The 16,694-nt window shown below is 36.1% G+C and carries 14 protein-coding genes and 1 tRNA gene; 8 read left to right on the top strand and 7 right to left on the bottom strand.

Features of this window, described 5'->3' with window-relative positions:
* Positions 1 to 141 precede the first annotated feature (141 nt).
* Entirely contained in the window at positions 142 to 2,124 is a 1,983-nt protein-coding gene (locus ABMA79_RS14955) for a methyl-accepting chemotaxis protein (protein WP_393093611.1), read from the top strand.
* Positions 2,125 to 2,192: 68 nt separating this feature from the next.
* Here the strand turns inward: ABMA79_RS14955 and ABMA79_RS14950 are convergent, their stop codons facing one another.
* Entirely contained in the window at positions 2,193 to 2,612 is a 420-nt protein-coding gene (locus ABMA79_RS14950) for a hypothetical protein (protein ID WP_393056724.1), read from the bottom strand.
* A 325-nt stretch (positions 2,613 to 2,937) separates the two neighbouring features.
* Between ABMA79_RS14950 and ABMA79_RS14945 the strand changes: the two genes are divergently transcribed.
* From ABMA79_RS14945 to ABMA79_RS14935, 3 genes are all read left to right on the top strand, one after another.
* The gene (locus tag ABMA79_RS14945) at positions 2,938 to 3,687 is read left to right on the top strand and encodes a hypothetical protein (protein ID WP_393093608.1); all 750 of its coding nucleotides are present in this window, start codon (positions 2,938 to 2,940) and stop codon (positions 3,685 to 3,687) included.
* Positions 3,688 to 3,887: 200 nt separating this feature from the next.
* On the top strand, positions 3,888 to 4,634 hold the full coding sequence (locus tag ABMA79_RS14940; protein ID WP_393093606.1) for a TIGR02147 family protein: 747 nt from the start codon (positions 3,888 to 3,890) through the stop codon (positions 4,632 to 4,634).
* Complete coding sequence (locus tag ABMA79_RS14935) at positions 4,627 to 6,207, top strand: hypothetical protein (protein WP_393093603.1); 1,581 nt, start codon at positions 4,627 to 4,629, stop codon at positions 6,205 to 6,207. Before ABMA79_RS14940 ends, ABMA79_RS14935 begins: the two co-directional genes overlap by 8 nt.
* A gap of 155 nt (positions 6,208 to 6,362) precedes the next feature.
* On the opposite strand, the gene ABMA79_RS14930 is transcribed toward ABMA79_RS14935, so the two are convergent.
* Positions 6,363 to 6,438, bottom strand: a tRNA-His gene (locus tag ABMA79_RS14930).
* 162 nt (positions 6,439 to 6,600) lie between these two features.
* Between ABMA79_RS14930 and ABMA79_RS14925 the strand changes: the two genes are divergently transcribed.
* Both ABMA79_RS14925 and ABMA79_RS14920 read left to right on the top strand, forming a co-directional pair.
* Positions 6,601 to 7,203 carry a hypothetical protein gene (locus tag ABMA79_RS14925; RefSeq protein WP_393093601.1) on the top strand — a complete coding sequence of 201 codons (603 nt, stop codon included), beginning with the start codon at positions 6,601 to 6,603 and terminating at the stop codon, positions 7,201 to 7,203.
* Positions 7,204 to 7,273: 70 nt separating this feature from the next.
* On the top strand, positions 7,274 to 8,002 hold the full coding sequence (locus tag ABMA79_RS14920; protein ID WP_393093599.1) for an HAD family hydrolase: 729 nt from the start codon (positions 7,274 to 7,276) through the stop codon (positions 8,000 to 8,002).
* On the opposite strand, the gene ABMA79_RS14915 is transcribed toward ABMA79_RS14920, so the two are convergent.
* Both ABMA79_RS14915 and ABMA79_RS14910 read right to left on the bottom strand, forming a co-directional pair.
* Positions 7,965 to 9,050, bottom strand: a complete 1,086-nt coding sequence (locus ABMA79_RS14915; protein WP_392857679.1) for an RluA family pseudouridine synthase — start codon at positions 9,048 to 9,050, stop codon at positions 7,965 to 7,967. The genes ABMA79_RS14920 and ABMA79_RS14915 overlap by 38 nt on opposite strands.
* 14 nt (positions 9,051 to 9,064) lie before the next feature.
* The gene (locus ABMA79_RS14910) at positions 9,065 to 11,263 is read right to left on the bottom strand and encodes a hypothetical protein (protein ID WP_392857676.1); all 2,199 of its coding nucleotides are present in this window, start codon (positions 11,261 to 11,263) and stop codon (positions 9,065 to 9,067) included.
* A gap of 81 nt (positions 11,264 to 11,344) precedes the next feature.
* Here ABMA79_RS14910 and ABMA79_RS14905 point away from each other — a divergent pair, with 81 nt between their 5' ends.
* A complete protein-coding gene (locus tag ABMA79_RS14905) occupies positions 11,345 to 12,514 on the top strand; it encodes a hypothetical protein (RefSeq protein ID WP_393093596.1) in 1,170 nt (389 codons plus the stop codon).
* A complete protein-coding gene (locus ABMA79_RS14900) occupies positions 12,514 to 13,305 on the top strand; it encodes a hypothetical protein (protein ID WP_393093594.1) in 792 nt (263 codons plus the stop codon). The genes ABMA79_RS14905 and ABMA79_RS14900 overlap by 1 nt, the downstream gene beginning before the upstream one ends.
* Here the strand turns inward: ABMA79_RS14900 and ABMA79_RS14895 are convergent.
* The 3 genes from ABMA79_RS14895 to nadA are packed head-to-tail and all read right to left on the bottom strand — an operon-like array spanning position 13,300 to position 16,672.
* On the bottom strand, positions 13,300 to 14,328 hold the full coding sequence (locus tag ABMA79_RS14895) for a hypothetical protein (protein WP_393093591.1): 1,029 nt from the start codon (positions 14,326 to 14,328) through the stop codon (positions 13,300 to 13,302). The genes ABMA79_RS14900 and ABMA79_RS14895 overlap by 6 nt on opposite strands.
* Positions 14,329 to 14,379: 51 nt before the next feature.
* Positions 14,380 to 15,528 carry a cysteine desulfurase family protein gene (locus ABMA79_RS14890; protein WP_393093589.1) on the bottom strand — a complete coding sequence of 383 codons (1,149 nt, stop codon included), beginning with the start codon at positions 15,526 to 15,528 and terminating at the stop codon, positions 14,380 to 14,382.
* A 37-nt stretch (positions 15,529 to 15,565) separates the two neighbouring features.
* The gene (gene nadA / locus ABMA79_RS14885) at positions 15,566 to 16,672 is read right to left on the bottom strand and encodes a quinolinate synthase NadA (RefSeq protein WP_021265979.1); all 1,107 of its coding nucleotides are present in this window, start codon (positions 16,670 to 16,672) and stop codon (positions 15,566 to 15,568) included.
* Between the last annotated feature and the right edge of the window lie 22 nt (positions 16,673 to 16,694).

Genomic DNA, 16,694 nt, shown 5'->3' with positions numbered 1-16,694 from the left:
AGCCTAAGTTGTTGAAATTATTTTTTTAATATTTAAGGGTTGGTTAATGCCAAATTGCGAATAACAAACAATAAAAAAACTTAATAATAATCAATTGTTTACCGAGATGTCTGCATATCAAATATATTTAGGGAGAGAGTAATGTTAAACAGCTTTAGTTTAAAGTTTAAGGTATATAGTAGTTTTATAACGATGATCAGCTTGATAACGCTGATATCTATTTATGCTGCTTATAACTTTTCTACTTTGGCCTCTGAGTTCTTCTCATATCGAGAGATGGCCATGGATTCAAACTTATCAAGTGAAGTTCAGTCCAATATGTTAATGGTTAGAATGAATGTGAAGGACTTTATCATTTCATCATCAGAAAAAGATATTAAACAATTTAACGAATACTTTGATGTGACAACTAAGAAGATGGATCAAGCATTGCTTGATATTCAAAAACCAAGTCGTGCTAAGATTCTTCAATCAACAAGTCAAAATTTAAAAGAGTACCATAGTCATTTTAATGAAGTTGTAGGCCTTATGAAAGAACGAGATAGGCTTGTTACAGAAAAACTTAATATTAATGGTAAATTAATGGAAGAAAAGCTTTCTCGAATCCTTTTTACAGCTAGAAGGGATAGAGACATGGTGGCCGCATATAACGCTGGTATTGCTATGAGAAACTTACTTCTTGCAAGACTATATGTTACAAAGTTTTTTGATACAAATGATAGAGATTCTGTAAATAAAGTTGTTCACGAACTAAGAGAGTTTGAAAAAGATATCAGTGTACTAGAGAAAAACTTACAGAATTCTGAACGACGTAAATTACTACGCCAAATTTTAGCAATAGAGAAGTCTTACTCATCTGATTTTCAAAAGCTAGTTACGATTATTAATAAAAGAAACAATATTATTACAGAGAAGCTAGATCTATTAGGTCCTAGGATTGCGAGTAATATAGAAGAGGTAAAGCTTGATATTAAATCCGTTCAAGACAAATTTGGACCGAGGTTAAAAGATCACCTTACTGAAGCAAAGACTGTCATTGTTATTATTTCTATTATTGCACTGATTACAGGGATTGCCTTAGCTGTGTTCTTTGTATCATATCTATCAAAAACAATCGCTATAATTAATGAAGGAATCCAAACTAGTTCTAAAGACTTAAATAGTGTTTCAAATTCATTAAATGATTCTGCAAATAAATTATCGAGTGCTAATCAACAGCAATCAGCTGCTCTACAAGAAACATCTTCTTCGATTCACGAAATCTCTTGTATGGTTGCCAACAATACGCAAAATGCTCAGGAAACGGCATCTCTTTCTGAAGAAAGTAAGAACTTTGCAAACGAAGGAAAGGACTCGGTAAATACTGTTAGAAATAGAATGGATGATATCCAATCAAATAATGAAGAACTTGTTAAGAATATTGAAAATAGTAACCGCGAAATTGAAGGGCTAATCGACGTCATTAATAGAATTGCAGAAAAAACAACTGTCATTAATGATATCGTTTTTCAAACGAAACTTCTTTCTTTTAATGCTTCTGTTGAAGCGGCAAGAGCTGGAGAGCATGGGGATGGATTTGCTGTCGTTGCACACGAAGTCGGTCAGCTAGCGGCCATGAGTGGTGAAGCTGCAGAAGAGATCTCTCAGCTTCTTTCTGGAAGTATCACTCAAGTTCGAAGTACAGTAGATAAATCTAAAGAGATGATTTTAAGATCTGTAGAAAAAGGAAAGGTTTCTGTTGATGAAGGAGTTAAGGCCGCTCAGGAATGCGAAGTTATTCTAAATGATATTTTAAATAGCTTTGATAATGTAAATCAGTCAGTGAAACAAATTTCAAGTTCTTCTACTGAGCAGTCTCAAGGAGTGAATGAGATTACTTCAGCTGTAACTCAACTGAGTCAATCAGCAAATGAAAATAGTATTGTCACTCAGGAAGCATATAATAAGGCCCAAGAAGTAAACTCATTGGCCTCTAAATTACATGAACTGTCACAATTAACAGTAAAGCTAATTGAAGGTGAAGGTAAAATTATTCCTGGAAAGATTAAGCAAGTTATTGATGAAGATATCCTTGCAGAAAGTGAAAGAGTTTCAGAGGTATTTTCTAAGTCAGAAGCAGCGTAGGAATTAATTAAGAGTTATATTCACACAACTTGCTTTTTAAATGAGCAAGTTGTGCGTTTTTTGATTTACTAGAAAATTGGCTTTGCAAGCTCGCAGTCATCATTCATATCAAACATAACAACTTCATTGCTATCTTTAAATTGAAAGATAATTGTATCTCGCTCACCAGCTTGGTTAGCATCATCGTTTCCAACAACACTATAAACTAGAACACTATTCTTCGTTTCTAAGACAGTCATATAGTCACGACTTGAATATGGAAATTTCTCATAGGCCACATCTTCAGCAAGTGAACCATTTCTTTCACCATAACGTTCTTTAAATCTTTCACTAAGAACTTTGTCTCCATTCTCGTAAAATTTGATTCGTTGACCTAGCTTAAAAAAGCCATAGTTGATTTTAATTCCATAGTCTCCGTTAGAGCATTTCATTGCAAAGACTGATGATGACGATAATAAAATCGCCAGTGCTAAAAATAAATTTTTCATACCTTCTCCCTTTTTGTTTTTTCGGTTTCTAGCACTCTGGAGTAGGTCGGTGAATGGGTAGTGTAATTTTTATTTGATGTCTTTTTTGTGTTGCGCGTTGGTTTTGTGGCTGGGTTTATTAAAATTTTAAGAAGAATTTTCTTATTTCTTTTCTACTCTTCAAATGATGAAAGCTTAGATGCTCATATTCTTGATCTTGCATCTTCTCGCTCAAGTTGAAAGAGTGGTTTTTCCACTTCCTGATGTTTCGATGACGAGGATTTTTTTCATAATATCAGTCTCTTATACTTTAAAGTTCTAGGCTCAAGTATACGATAAGTTTTGTATGAAATCAGAAAACGCTAAACTTATTCGAAGTTTTATTGCTATTGCAATTTCTTTTAGTGCTGTTTGGTATGCCTCTAATCAAAGTTCTAATGTATCACGTTCAACGGCATCATTTAATCCTATCGGTAATTGCTTTCATGCTTTAAAGGGGCTATTGAAAAATTATGATGTCAAAGTAGGACGTGATGTCAGTATTCTAATGACAGATGGCCGTAATATAGAAGGTAAAATAGCTACTTACTCTCGTGGTGGATTTCAAATTAATTCAAAAAAAGGGAACTACCTTATTAGTTACTCTGAGGTAGAAAAAATAAATAATGATATTCTGAGTGAAATAGAAATCTATAAGAAGCTACTCGAAGATGATATTAGTAAAATACAAGGGCAACAAGCTAATATCCACTACCATAATGGTTATGACTTTTCTAATATCGTTGGTTCTGATTTTGAAATAGGTGAGAAGACTCTAAACTTTACATCAGTTAAAGATGGCAGAAGAATGACTTTTGCTTATGAGAAAATCTACGATATCTCGATCATTAACCGTGCTAAGGAAACCAAAAAAATACGACAAGACGTAAAATTATTTGAGGGCGAATTTGTCACAGTAGAGCTAAAGACTGGTGAAAACTTTGATGGTGAAATTGCTCTATCTCCTGATGGGAGTCGTGTTGATATTTTTGATATAGATAATCCTGAGGATGTCGTCTCAATTCCGGTCACTGATATTAAAAGTATCTATCAATAAAGTTGAATAATTGAAGTGCAGAGTTGGTGACCCCGCTTTGCGGCCAAAACTTTCCCGAGCGTAGCGTCACATCCGGCTGTGGCAAAGAATAATACGTATTGGAAAATGGTTGAATAATATTTCTGTGTTCTAAAAGTTAAACAGAACACTTTGTTCTAAAATCTATTGTTGTTCTATTTATTATCTGCAAAAATCTTCTTATGCAAAACGAGATAATAGAAAGACTTTCAAATGAATTTGCAAACTCAAGGGCAAAAAATCCATCTTATTCGCTGAGGGCATATTCTAATAGGTTAGGCATTCAAGTTTCAGCTTTATCTGAGATATTGAATGGAAAAAGAGCTATTACAAAAAAAATGGGACAAAAAATTTTGTCTGGTCTTGGAGTTAATCCTATCGAGTCGGAGAAAATATTGTCAGGTTCGAAAGCTAAAGAAGAACCTAATTTGTCATTGGATTATTTTAAGGCCATTTCTGATTGGTATTACTTTGCGATTCTATCTTTAGCCGAAATTCCAAATTTTAAAGCACAGCCTGAATGGATATCGAAGAGATTAAATATTTCACGGAGAGAAGCAAAGCTCGCTCTAGATAGGCTTATAAAACTTGAGATGTTAGTGGAAAACAAAGATGGAAGCTATGAAGCATCAGGCATCCAATATAAAACACCTACAGATATCTTAAATGTTTCATTAAAGAATCATACAGTTCAAACTCTAGAACTCGCTATGAATTCCGTTCTCAATGATCCAATTGAAGAGAGGGATTTTTCCACTGTTACAATGGCCATCGACCCCTCTAAAATCGATGAAGCAAAAAAGATGATTAAGTCGTTTCGAAAGCGATTGTCTAAGAAACTCGAAACTGGAAGTAAAAAAGAAGTTTATAAATTGTCAGTTCAATTATTCCCTTTAAGTAGGAAGCGTAAGGAGATCGAAAATGAATAGAAAGATTTTATTATTATTTTTGTCTATTATCACATCAAGAGCGGTGTATGCAGGGCATGAGACAGGAAATGGTGGAGATGGTGTACTGTGCACTAAGGCAGATGGAAAGACCTATGTGCAATTTTATGACCTATATGAGGCTAAAGCTGTTTATGGATTAAATATTGATCTTGGAGCCGAGACATTAAGTGTTGAAAGTAAAGTTGAGCTAGCAATAAATCGACTTGAAGATATAAACCCGAGCCGAAAAAAATTGTACAGAAATTGGTTTAACTCATTTTACTCTGAAACCGAATTCACTTTAGATAACTTAATTGATGTTCCTGACACTATTGATGGTCGAATACCTGCCTCATGTTCTTTGGAGCAAGTTATTGTTCAAAGGACTCCAAGATTTCCAGGTCAAAAAAGATATACCATAGATAAAAAATTGTGGGACTTGATGGATAATACTTCTAAGGCTTCAGCTATTTTGCATGAATTAATTCTTCGAGAAGCTGTAAACATTTCTGGCCACACGAACTCTATTTCTGCAAGGTATTTTAACGTTCGTTTAAGTACGAATAGTTTCTCATCCCAATCACTGAGAGACTACGTTGAACTAATTAAGTCTATTGACTTTCGTCATTTCGATGCACATGGAGTAACTTTCTCGCTCTTTTCTTGGAGGAACGGTACTAGAATAGAAAATGGTTTAACTTTTTATAATGATTTCAAGTTAAAAAGTGGGTATGCAGAGTCTTACAAAGAAAATCAAAAAATAAAGATTGAGAGTAATGAGATAGACTTTCCTGCACAGTCGATCTCATTCTACAAGAACTCACAGATAAAGGAAGTGGGAGACTTTTCTGTAAATAACCCATTGAAGTTTAAATTAAATGATCTTGATTTGGTAATACTGAATGGAGACATTTGGAGAATAGTATTTAATAAAAATGGTAACTTAAAAAATATTAATACAGATGTTGAAGTAAATTTAAATTTATCCTCAACGAATCTAATATGTTCTGGAAAAAGAAAAATAAAGCTGGAAGTCTCTATGGGGAAGGTCGTAGATTTCACTTGTTCATCTTCTTCTGACTGGGCCGGCGGGCTTTTGTTTTTTCAAAATAAATGGAACCCTGTTAATTCATTTAGCTTAAAGACAAACCTTGGTTTTAAAAAAATAAATTTTGGAGAAGCTAGAGATCTTGAGTTTAATGGCATTTCATTTGAAACCTTAAGTGAGGTTACTTTTTACGAGGGTGAGATTGCAAAGTTAGTTAAAACGGAGTCCTCTGTAAATGTAGGTTTAGCAGATAGATCGTTTGAGTTTACTGGTCAAGTAGAGTTCAATGATCTAGGTAATTTAATAAGAGGACGCATTGAAAGCATGGAAACTGTTTTACAAGGGAAGGATATTATTTTAGGTGGTGAAATTAAGTTTCATGATAACGGTAAAATAGCGTCAGCTATCCATAAAAACTATAATTCATTTAACTTCAAGATGGTGGATGGCCGAACAATCAATTGGAAACCATATTACAGATTTTGTCTTAATGAGAATGAGAATTTTATTGAAGGTTGTTACTAGGTATGCAGAGTTGGTGACCCCGCTTTGCGGCCATCGTGGCCTCGCGGGGGACCCTCATCGTGAGGGCCACCCACGACTTTGTCGTTGCTACAAAACCCAATCATTCTCCACATATAAAAAAAAAAGCCCTTTCTTTCGAAGGGGCTTTTTTTTAATGGGGTGACCGATGGGGCTCGAACCCACGACAACCAGAATCACAATCTGGCGCTCTACCAACTGAACTACGGTCACCATAAGAATGTGGAATTATTTATAAATGCTTGGGCCTTATGAGTCAACACTTAATTGCATAATGTGTAAGGTTTGTGCAAAGCGTCCTAGGAATATCTTGCATATAAATGCCCCAAGGCATTAAAATGATTAGTGAAGTTACCAAAAAACTAGGAAGGATATATGAAAAAGGTATTTCTATCACTAATGATGCTTTCACAAGCTTCAATTTTTGCTTACGGGATTGGTCAATCAACAATGCCAATGCTTAGCGGAAGCAAGCAAATCGCAACGGAACTTACTGGAATTACGTCTGATAAAGGCGGAATGGGTATGCAAGTTCGTTACACTCAAAAACTAGATGAAAAATTAATCGTAGACGGTGGGATTGGTATCTCAGGTGGTGAGCGTTCACAAAGACTATTTGCTGGTGCTGACTATGAAATCTATCCAGATTATATGCAACAACCAAGAGTTTCTGTGAAAGGGATTCTTGAGCGTTCAACTGAGTTTGACCAAGGGATCACAAAAATCTCAATGGCACCAACTGTTACTAAGGGATTCTCTTTCTGGGGTAAAGAAGCTTATCCATATGCTTCACTACCAGTTGGACTTTCACTAAATGGTGACACTAAAACTTATGATACAACAATCAGTCTTAACACTGGTATCAACGGTCAACTTCCAATCGAAGGTTTCAAACACCTAAACGGAACAATGGAAGTTCAAGTTGGACTTAAGGATTCATTCACAGCATTCCTTGCTGGTGTATCGTTTCCACTATAATATCTTTCAGAAATTATATATAACTAAGAAGGCGGCCTAGAGTCGCCTTTTTAATTAACAGGACTATCCAATGACAAAAATTATTCTCTCTGATTTTGATGGAACACTTACTCACCATACTGAGATGAGTAGTGAGCTTTTCGATATTTTAAAATTAGCAGATGAGAAGAAAGTTCCTTTTGTCATTGTTACTGGCCGCTCGATTTCTTGGGCACACTTTCTTATCACTCACTTTACTTCACTTCCTATTGTTATCTCAGAAGGTGGGGGAGCAATTAGTTGGCGTGATGAAGCAGGGCTTATTCAAAATGAATTTCTTGTACCTGAAAGTGAATTAGCAAAGCTTGAAGCCTTTTGTATAAAGCTTAAAGAAAAATATCCTAACCTTTATCTAACAAGTGATTCACTTGGAAGAGTTGCTGATCGTGCTATAGAGTTATGTGATCTTGAAGATGATAAATTTAAAAATGAAATTTGCCATCTTATGGATGAAGAGGGAATTAACTACTCAACATCAAATGTGCACTTAAACTTTTGGTGTGGAAATCTTTCAAAGGCAAATGCAACAAAGGTTCTCTTCAACAAATTCTACCCAAATTTAAATATGGCCGAAGATGCAATCTACTTTGGCGATAGTCTTAATGACCAATCAATGTTTGATAAAGTGAAGACATCAATCGGTGTTTCAAATATTAAATCAGTACTCGATAAGCTTGCAGTTAAGCCGCATGTAATTCTTGAAGGAAGTGAGAATGCAGGGCCTAGCGGGGTTTTAAGCTACCTGAAAAATAATCTTTAGCAGCGTCTTTTATCGTCGATTCAATTTCTTCAACAGGAGTTGAAAATCTCTCTTTAATTAAAGGGATGAAGTCTTTTGGTAGAGAGGAGATATACATGCGATCTTCACCCTTGTAATGAAGCTTAAGTCCAATCGCGTGAAGGCAGTGGCGGTTATGCTCCATCTGATCATATTCTTCTGGACTCGCAAGATTGTCTTTAAAGCGTTGGAACATTTCAAATGAACCAAGATAAAGTTTATCACCAACAAGTGGTAGGCCTCTAAGCATGGCGTGAACACGAATTTGGTGCTGGCGTCCTGTTTGAGGAAAGGCTAGACCAATGACATAGTCGCCTTCTTTAAATAAAACCTTAAAGTCTGTGTAGGCGTGTTTACCTTCATGGGAATCTTCAGGGTAAGAGTCGATATAAACTCTTTTAAGTCCTTCCTCTGAAGCTCCAAGACGCTCGTCTGAAAAGAATTCGATCTCACCTTTGTAATCTTCATTTGCCTTGGCAATAAAGAAGTAGCATTTCTTTACGCGATCATGAATGAATTCCTCGCCCATAAGGTTTGCAATCTGAGGCTCTTTTCCAAGCATCATAACCCCTGAGGTTTCGCGATCAAGTCTGTGAATCGAGTGAATGGTCTTTTCATACTTCTCTTCAAACATAACTGTTGCACAGTAGAAGAGGTGGCGGCCAGTAGGGTGGCAGGCCATATAAGGAGGCTTATTCATCACAATGAGCTCTTTGTCTTCAAAGATAATCTCTGGCCTCTCATCGAGTTCAATTAGTTCACCACGCCAGTACTCATCCTCTTGTGTCGTTCTTTCGATCTTGAAGAAGATTCTTTCTTTGTAGTGGAGAGTTGTTGAAGGTCGATGTTTTCCTGGACGGCCAATGATTTTCACATCGCCGGCCTTGATACGTTTCTTTACTTCTTGGCGTGACCAAGTCTCAAGATAGATCTGCAAATATTGATCCAGTCTCATACCATGCTGAGTTTCCTCAACATAGTATGTGACTTCATATACTTGCGTTGTAAATTTCTTATTGAGAATGGCCATAAACTAATAAAGTATTAATATCTTTCTTTAATTAGATACTTTATTAGCGCAAATGATCCATTCTGTGAATAACCATAAGTTGTTTGAAGATTATCTAGGATTTGTTGAATCTCTTTCTTGATATCTTCTTTTAGTGGAATATGACCTTGTACGTCTTTGCCACTCTTTTCAGCTTCAAAGAAGACTAAGTTCTTAGAAATATTCTTAATAACCTTCTCTTGCTCTTGTCTAAATGATTCTTTGAGACGATCCACAACATCAGGAAAGATCTTTAGATAATCAACTTGCTGTCCTGGGTTGTCCAAGTACCAAGCTCCCAGTTTAGAGATAAGATGTGAACGGAATGTTGCAGGGTCTTCTTTTAAAGAAATATTGTTTTCAAATTCTTTAATTTGGTAAGTGTCACCTTCTTCATATTTACCAGTTACTTCATTCTTGATCTTTTCGCCCTTAATAAGCGCATTGATATTTTGGATATATTTCTTTAAATAATCTTCGTATGAACGATCATCAACAAGTCCTAGACATCCTCTTAACTGACGATCAAATTGATCAAGGCAGTCTTCATTAATTAATTCAATAAATTTCTGAGGGTTGTGATAGTCACCATGAGCAGACATATTTAAGAAATCATACTCAGACTTCTTATTAATAATTCTTTTAAAGTAATCAAGAACTTCAATAAATGTAATATCTTTATTTAAATCGGCCAGGCGATAGATCATATTTTTAATATCGCGAGGTGAGATACCAAATTTACCTTCATAGAGATTATCGAATTCAAATTCAGATTCAACCTTCGAAATATTGTGTTTTAGAAGTTGGGCCTCTTCAACATTAAGGTGCGCAGGAAGCTGGCGATCACTTGAGTAAAGTGCACATTTCTCAAGAGGATTAAGAGTCGTCACAATCGCAGATAATTTCTTATTGTCCTCATAGTGCTTACTCATACATGAGCGAATCCTTGTCATGACTGAAAATTTTGCGATGGCCGAAAGTGATCCTGGCTCAAAGCGGGTACGGTCTTTGATACTATCAATTTGTTTCTTATAGATATCCATTTCGCACTTATAGTCGAGTAGATAAGGGACGCGAATAAATGTAAAACGTCCTTTAAATGAATTAAAGTCAGGGTGTTGTTTAAAAGCTGTTAAGTGAACTTCATTTGATGTTCCAATAAAGAAGATATCAAGCTCTGTTAGAATCCCACCAAGATTGATTGAACCGGACTCCATTGTCATAAGAAGGTACTTGAAAGTATCAAGTGGTCTCTTTAGTAGATCAGAGTATTCTAGAATTCCGCGGTTTGCATGAATCGTTTCACCTGACATTTGAAAGAGGTTTAATGACTGTAGTGATGGAGGTAAAGATGCCAGCCTTTGATCCATTGTAATCTGCTGCATCTTTGCATCAACATGTAGTTGTGGCTCAATTGTCACTGCACTACGAGAGTAGCGACGAGAAACTGTATAACGCTCAACGCGAATATGCTTTAGAACTTCTTCGTGCTTTCCTTTATAATTTTTTAAAAGAGCATCATAGATCATACGATTTCTTTTTGAGAGATCGCCACGTACTAGATACGACTTTTCAATCTCTTCTAATTTCTCTGGCTGATCATTAAACGCTGAGTGAATAAGATCCTTTCTCACTTCTTTTGGAATAAGAAGAAGTGGGTGATCCTTAAGCTCAGAGGCCAAGATGGCCGAGATATCTTTGTCTTCTAATAAAGCATATGAATTTAAGTTAACTGAAGCGTGAGATTGGTTTAGCCCAAGGTTTCCTTTTACGACAGTGTTGATTGGGAAGATCCAGCTAAAAGTGTAAAGGGCGCCTTCATCAGTTTTCGAATAGTCTTCAGCACCTTTCATTAGACGCTTAACAAGTGAGCTTTTTGAAGATCCATTTGGGCCAACGAGTAGAAGGAATTTGTTATTGAATCCTTCTTCCGCGAAGTTTCTTAATTGCTCAATTATTTTTTCTTCGATTTTGTATTGGCCAAAAACTGCTGGGGCATCTTGGTCATCTTTTTGAAAAACATTAAGATGTCCCTGATCATCACGCCCAAAGTAATCCACCATGTCCTGAAGATAGGCCGAAGTTGGTCTTAATTCTCTGTCTGGAAATTTTTTAAAGAGTTCGTAGTAGTCAAAAAATGACATTGTTTCATTTCCGTTAACTTCTAAATCATTTAAACTATCTAACCAATCCATAATCTTCCTTTGAATCCTTTTAACATAAGGGATTTCTAGTTATAATTTTACCATTGATTGGGTGTTACATATAAGTGAGAAATGTTTAAAAAAATAATCTTTACTTCCATTCTTATTCTGAGTGTTGGACTCGGGTATTGGTTTTTTACGAAGAAAAACTTAGGACCTAAGCTTTCAAACGAAGAAATTATCGAAATTGTTAAAACATTGAAGTTTGAATGGGAGAATGCACACCTTGATAAAGAGGGGATGTGTAAGAAACTTAGCTATGTCGATGACCAGTACTATCAATGCTTTCCTGAGTATATGGCCTGCTTACTCGAAAAGAAGCTCGTTAATGTCCATATTAATAAGAAATTAGTACCAATTACGATGAAAGGGAGTTACCGCTACCATCAGATGCCTAGTTATCGCTACTACGACTATACAGTCAAGGCCGAAGGCTTTAGTGAAGATCTTAAGCTTAGCTTCGTTGATAGCTGTCAGGAAGTTTACGTACCACAAAGATATTATCCATTCTTGGCCAATAAGAGGGATGTGACAATTTCATGGGATAACTTCAATCGCAATATTTTTGTTGATAAGTACCATGTTCAAAATTGGGAAGTTCTAAATTGGGCGAAAGCTTCTAAGCATAAACTGGCCCAGCAAGCGGCCGAGAAAATAAAAGAGAGAAATAAGTACTCTTATGCCTACGGCCTATCAATTGATGAAATGGAAGCCTATTGTTCTTTTCAAGGAAAATCAATTTTAAGTGCCCGTGTCTTTGATGCTGTTTCAATTCATCCTGAAGATCTTAATGATACGACAACAAAGTACTTAAGAGCTCCTTTTTATCCATGGGAGAGAAAGAACACCAAAACCCTCTTAAATGAAATTCAACGCATGAAAGATTTTCATATCGATGAGATCACAAAAGAAGAAAGACTTAAGCTTTGTGAAAAAGATTATTCAAGTGAATGCCTTGATCAAAACTATATTCAAAAAGATAGCAGAAATGTTTCTTGGGCCGGTGTTTATGAAGTCTTTGGTGGCCCACTGGAATATTTAAGAAATATTATTCATCCTAGTGAAAATATCAAATTGGCCTCATTCTACTTTAGCTGGCATCAAAAAGCTCATCAAACGGGGATGCGAGGCTATTGGGATGGAGAAGGTTTTGGCCTTAATAATATTGCATTTGATCCCTTTACCTCTAGAGAGATTGGCCCTGAGTATAAGATTGCTTTTCGTTGTATGAGGACATTGTAATGAAGCTTATTCTAAGTGTATTTCTTCTTTTTGGCCTTTTGTCGTGTCAGCAAGAGAAGTTTGACTTTGCAAATGAGCTGGCCTTTACAACAAATTTTGAAATGAATGAACTCTATCAAGGTAGTAAGGGAGTTTATGAACCAAAGAATACGTGGCTTCTTCTTTTTACCTTTAATAAGTATTGCTACTTCTATAAAACCCCATTTAACAAATCTCTTGGAGAGTCTCGAATCACAAAAAGACAAGCAGGGAAGTGTAGCTTTAGCGATGATGCAATTTATTCGAAAGAGGGAATTAAAGACTTTAAAATGAATCTTCATGTCCAAGAAAAGATAAAGCTTAGTCTTATCATTGATGGAGAAAGTTTTAACTATCCTCTACTTAATCATTCTGTCTCAAGAAAGTTTACACCTTTTAATAATCAGCTAAAGAAATCATTCTTTGGTAATGTCTACGTTAATGGTGGTTTGGATTACTTAAAAACTAAAACACTAAAAAGTGGAACCCTTTGTCATGGTGTAAATATCGAATGTAAGGATGTGGTGAAGTATAAGTGCGATCTTTGTGAGGAAGGTAGTTACGAAGTTGTCGACTTCAATTGTGCGCAAAGTGGAAGTAAGTATTGTGGAAAGGATAAGTGTGGAACGAAGAACCAACCGGCTTGTCCTCGAGGCTATAAGGTTCTTGATACGAAGCTGCCGTCTTTATGCTTCAATGGCTCTCCAGCGGGATTTTGCTCACCGGGACTTAGTACATTTTGTAATGATGAGGGAATTCTAATTTGCCTATAAGATTTCTTTGCCAAAGACAGTAGCGGGCCTGAGCTTTAGACGAGACTTTCTAACATTCTTAATAGCATCAATATCTTCTGGATCAATATAGCAGCTATCAACGGCCTGGTAGAAATGAGAGCAAACTCTAATTTGTTCTGCTTTTACTTCTTTAGTCTTCTTATTAAACCTAACGAGAGTGATAAATTCACCTTGCCCAAGGTTTGAGATAATAGGATAGCCCGACACTTGCATATGAGGCTCAAAACTATTTCCTGTAAAAATTAAATCAAATGTATCTGGAGGGAGTCGCTTAAGTATCTTCTCGGTTGTTTCCTTATCTAGAGAGCAATTCTTAAACTTGTAATCAATCTTATCGCTGCACTCTGTGTGAGAGTGTAGGAGAGCAATATTAAGATCGGTTTTTCCTCGAAGTTGTTTTTTGATTTCAATAACTCTAGCGACAATATCGTCAAAAAGGATACCTTCTAGGCCATCCTCTTTCTTTAGTTTTGGCTTATAAGGTGTAAGCCCAATGATTCCTACTTTAATTCCACCAACTTCCTTAATGATATATTCTTGGTTCCCGTATTGAGTAAAAGCTGAGTTCGTATCGAGGGAAATAAGATTAGAGTTCACAAATGGAAGCTCTCTTGGAAGTAGATTACTTTTTAAATTAATTAACTCATGATCAGATAATAAAATTGCATCGTAATTAAAGTTGGCCATTTGGTTGAGGATTAACTCACCGGCCAGGTCATATTCTTTTTCTAGAATTTGACCACCATCAATTAAAACAAGATTACTAAGCTTCTCTCTAAGGGCCGAAATAAATTTATAAAGAAGTGCATCTCCACCGAATTGAATCTTTGAAGAAACAATCAATTCATCATTATGAGACTCAACTTTTGAATTTAAGTTAGAAGTATAAGCAAAGTAGATAGTGTCTGAGTCTTGTTTAGACAGAAAGCTCTTTTCAGCTTTCATATAGCTATACTTTCGAGAGCTATCACTACAAGAAGTGATAACTCCGATAAGTATCAATATAGATATTAGTAGTTTGTTTTTTTTCAAGTTCTAGTAACTTCTCAAGCCTTAGTAGCTTTTAATTTTTGATAGTTTTTCATATGCAATTGTAAGTGCATTTTCAATTCTATCATAGAGGGCCGGATCGTTACATAGCCCTAAAGAAATTCTCACCACGCCACGACCAATATCGTCAGTTACTCCCATGGCCTTAAGAACTTTAGATGTCTGAGGATTATTGTCAGAACATGCTGATGAAGTTGTTACATAAATTCCTTCTGACTCAAGCTCCATCTGAACAGCTTGTCCGTGGATTCCTGGATATGAAAGATATGTTGTTGAAGAAAGTCTTGGCGCTTCTTCTCCAATGATAACAACTTGTGGAAATTTAGCTTTTATATTTTTTTCAAACTCTTCACGTTTGCTATTAATAGCATCGTGCTTTTGTAGGTTATTCATCGAATAAGTAAGTGCTACTGCAAGAGTTTCATTACCTAGGTAGTTCTGCGTTCCACCACGTAGACCTTTCTCTTGACCGCCACCAATGATAAGTGGCTTTAAAGTTGTTGGGTCTTTTGCAATTAGAATACCTGAACCAGTCATTCCACCAATTTTGTGACCAGCTACGACTGCATAATCAATACCTGACTCTTCAAAGTTAAAACAAGTTTTTCCTATAAATTGAGTCGTGTCACAAAGGTAAGCGACTCCTTGTTCTTGGCAGATTTTTGCAATGTCATTATAAGGCTGGATAACACCAGTTTCATTATTGGCGGCCATAACTGCAACAAGTGCAGTATTGTCGTCGATATGATTGATAAGGTCTTCAATATCAACGATACCATTTGGCTTTGTTTGAAGTGTGTAAACTTCACAACCAAAATTCTCAGCATAGAATTGAGCATTGTTGCTTACCGCTGAGTGCTCAATTCCTGAGATGATAATTTTCTTTTTTGTATTATTTAAAAGAATAGACTGAAAAACAGTAGAGATCCCTTCAGTTGAACCAGAGTTAAAAACTAGCTGACTCATGTGCGCACCTAAAAGCTTGGCACAAACTGAACGAGCATTCTCCATAGCAACTTTTACGCGAGTGCCGACGTGGTGAGTGGCATTTGGGTTAGCAAATGGCCCCTTATTAAGTCGGTTGATAATATACTCTTTAACTTCATTACAAATTGGAGCACTTCCATTGTAATCAGCGTAAATCTCTTGCATGTTGTCCCTCTTCTTCTTTTCTTGTGTATTAAACCTATTACTTACTCAGTTCAAGCATCTTATTAAGTGCTTTTAATGAGTACTCTTTTGTTTTTTCATCTACTTTAATTATGTTTATAGGTTTATTTTCCTTAATTGCTCTAAAGCTGGCAAGTAGCCAACGAGGTCTAACTCGATACATTGTTGTACACAAACACTGGTAAGGTGACAGTGAAGTAATTTCTTTATCAGGGAAATCGTTCGCTAATCTGTTTACAAGGTTGATTTCAGTACCAACGGCAAACTTAGAACCGGCCGGCGCATCCTTAATCTTATTAATGATGTAAGCAGTCGATCCGTTATCGTGTGCTGCTTGTACAACATCAAAGTTACATTCAGGGTGAACGATAACAGTTGTATCAGGCTTATCTTTTTTAATTTGTTCAACTTGAGTTGCAGTAAAGCCTTGGTGAACAGAACAGAATCCGTACCATAGAATGACTTTTGCATTATCGATTTGCTCAGCAGTCAAGCCACCATTAAGCATATTTGGGTTGTAAACAACCATATCTTCTAGTGGAATTCCAAGATCAAAACAAGTGTTGCGACCTAGGTGTTGATCAGGGAAGAAAAGAAGCTTTTGTCCTTGATCAAATGACCACTTAATAATGTTATGTGCATTTGATGAAGTACAAATTGTTCCATCATTTTCACCAACAAATGACTTTAACGTTGCCGCACAGTTGATATAAGTGATTGGGATGATCTTATCGTTAGTTGATCGTTGCATGAAGGCCCATGCTTTATCGATCTCTTCACGATTTGCCATGTCGGCCATCGAGCATCCCGCTTGCATATCAGGAAGGATTACATGTTGATCTTCAGAAGTTAGCATATCAGCTGTTTCGGCCATAAAGTGGACACCACAAAAAATAATATAGTCTTTATCAAGTTTAGCAGCATCTTGGGCAAGCTTAAGCGAGTCACCTTTATAGTCTGCAAATTCAATAACATCATCTTGTTGATAGTGGTGACCAAGAACCACAACTTGATCCTTAAGTTCTTCTTTGATCTTTCTTAACTCAACTAGTACTTCTTCATCTGATAACTCCTCTTGAGAAATTATCGGACGGTGAACTTCTTCTTTTCCGAATAGATCTAACATTTTTCTTCCTTCTCGATTTTTA

This window comes from Halobacteriovorax sp. HFRX-2_2, from assembly GCF_043196705.1.
In the GTDB taxonomy this organism is placed as follows: Bacteria; Bdellovibrionota; Bacteriovoracia; order Bacteriovoracales; family Bacteriovoracaceae; genus Halobacteriovorax_A.
This window is presented reverse-complemented; position numbering and strand designations above follow the sequence as displayed.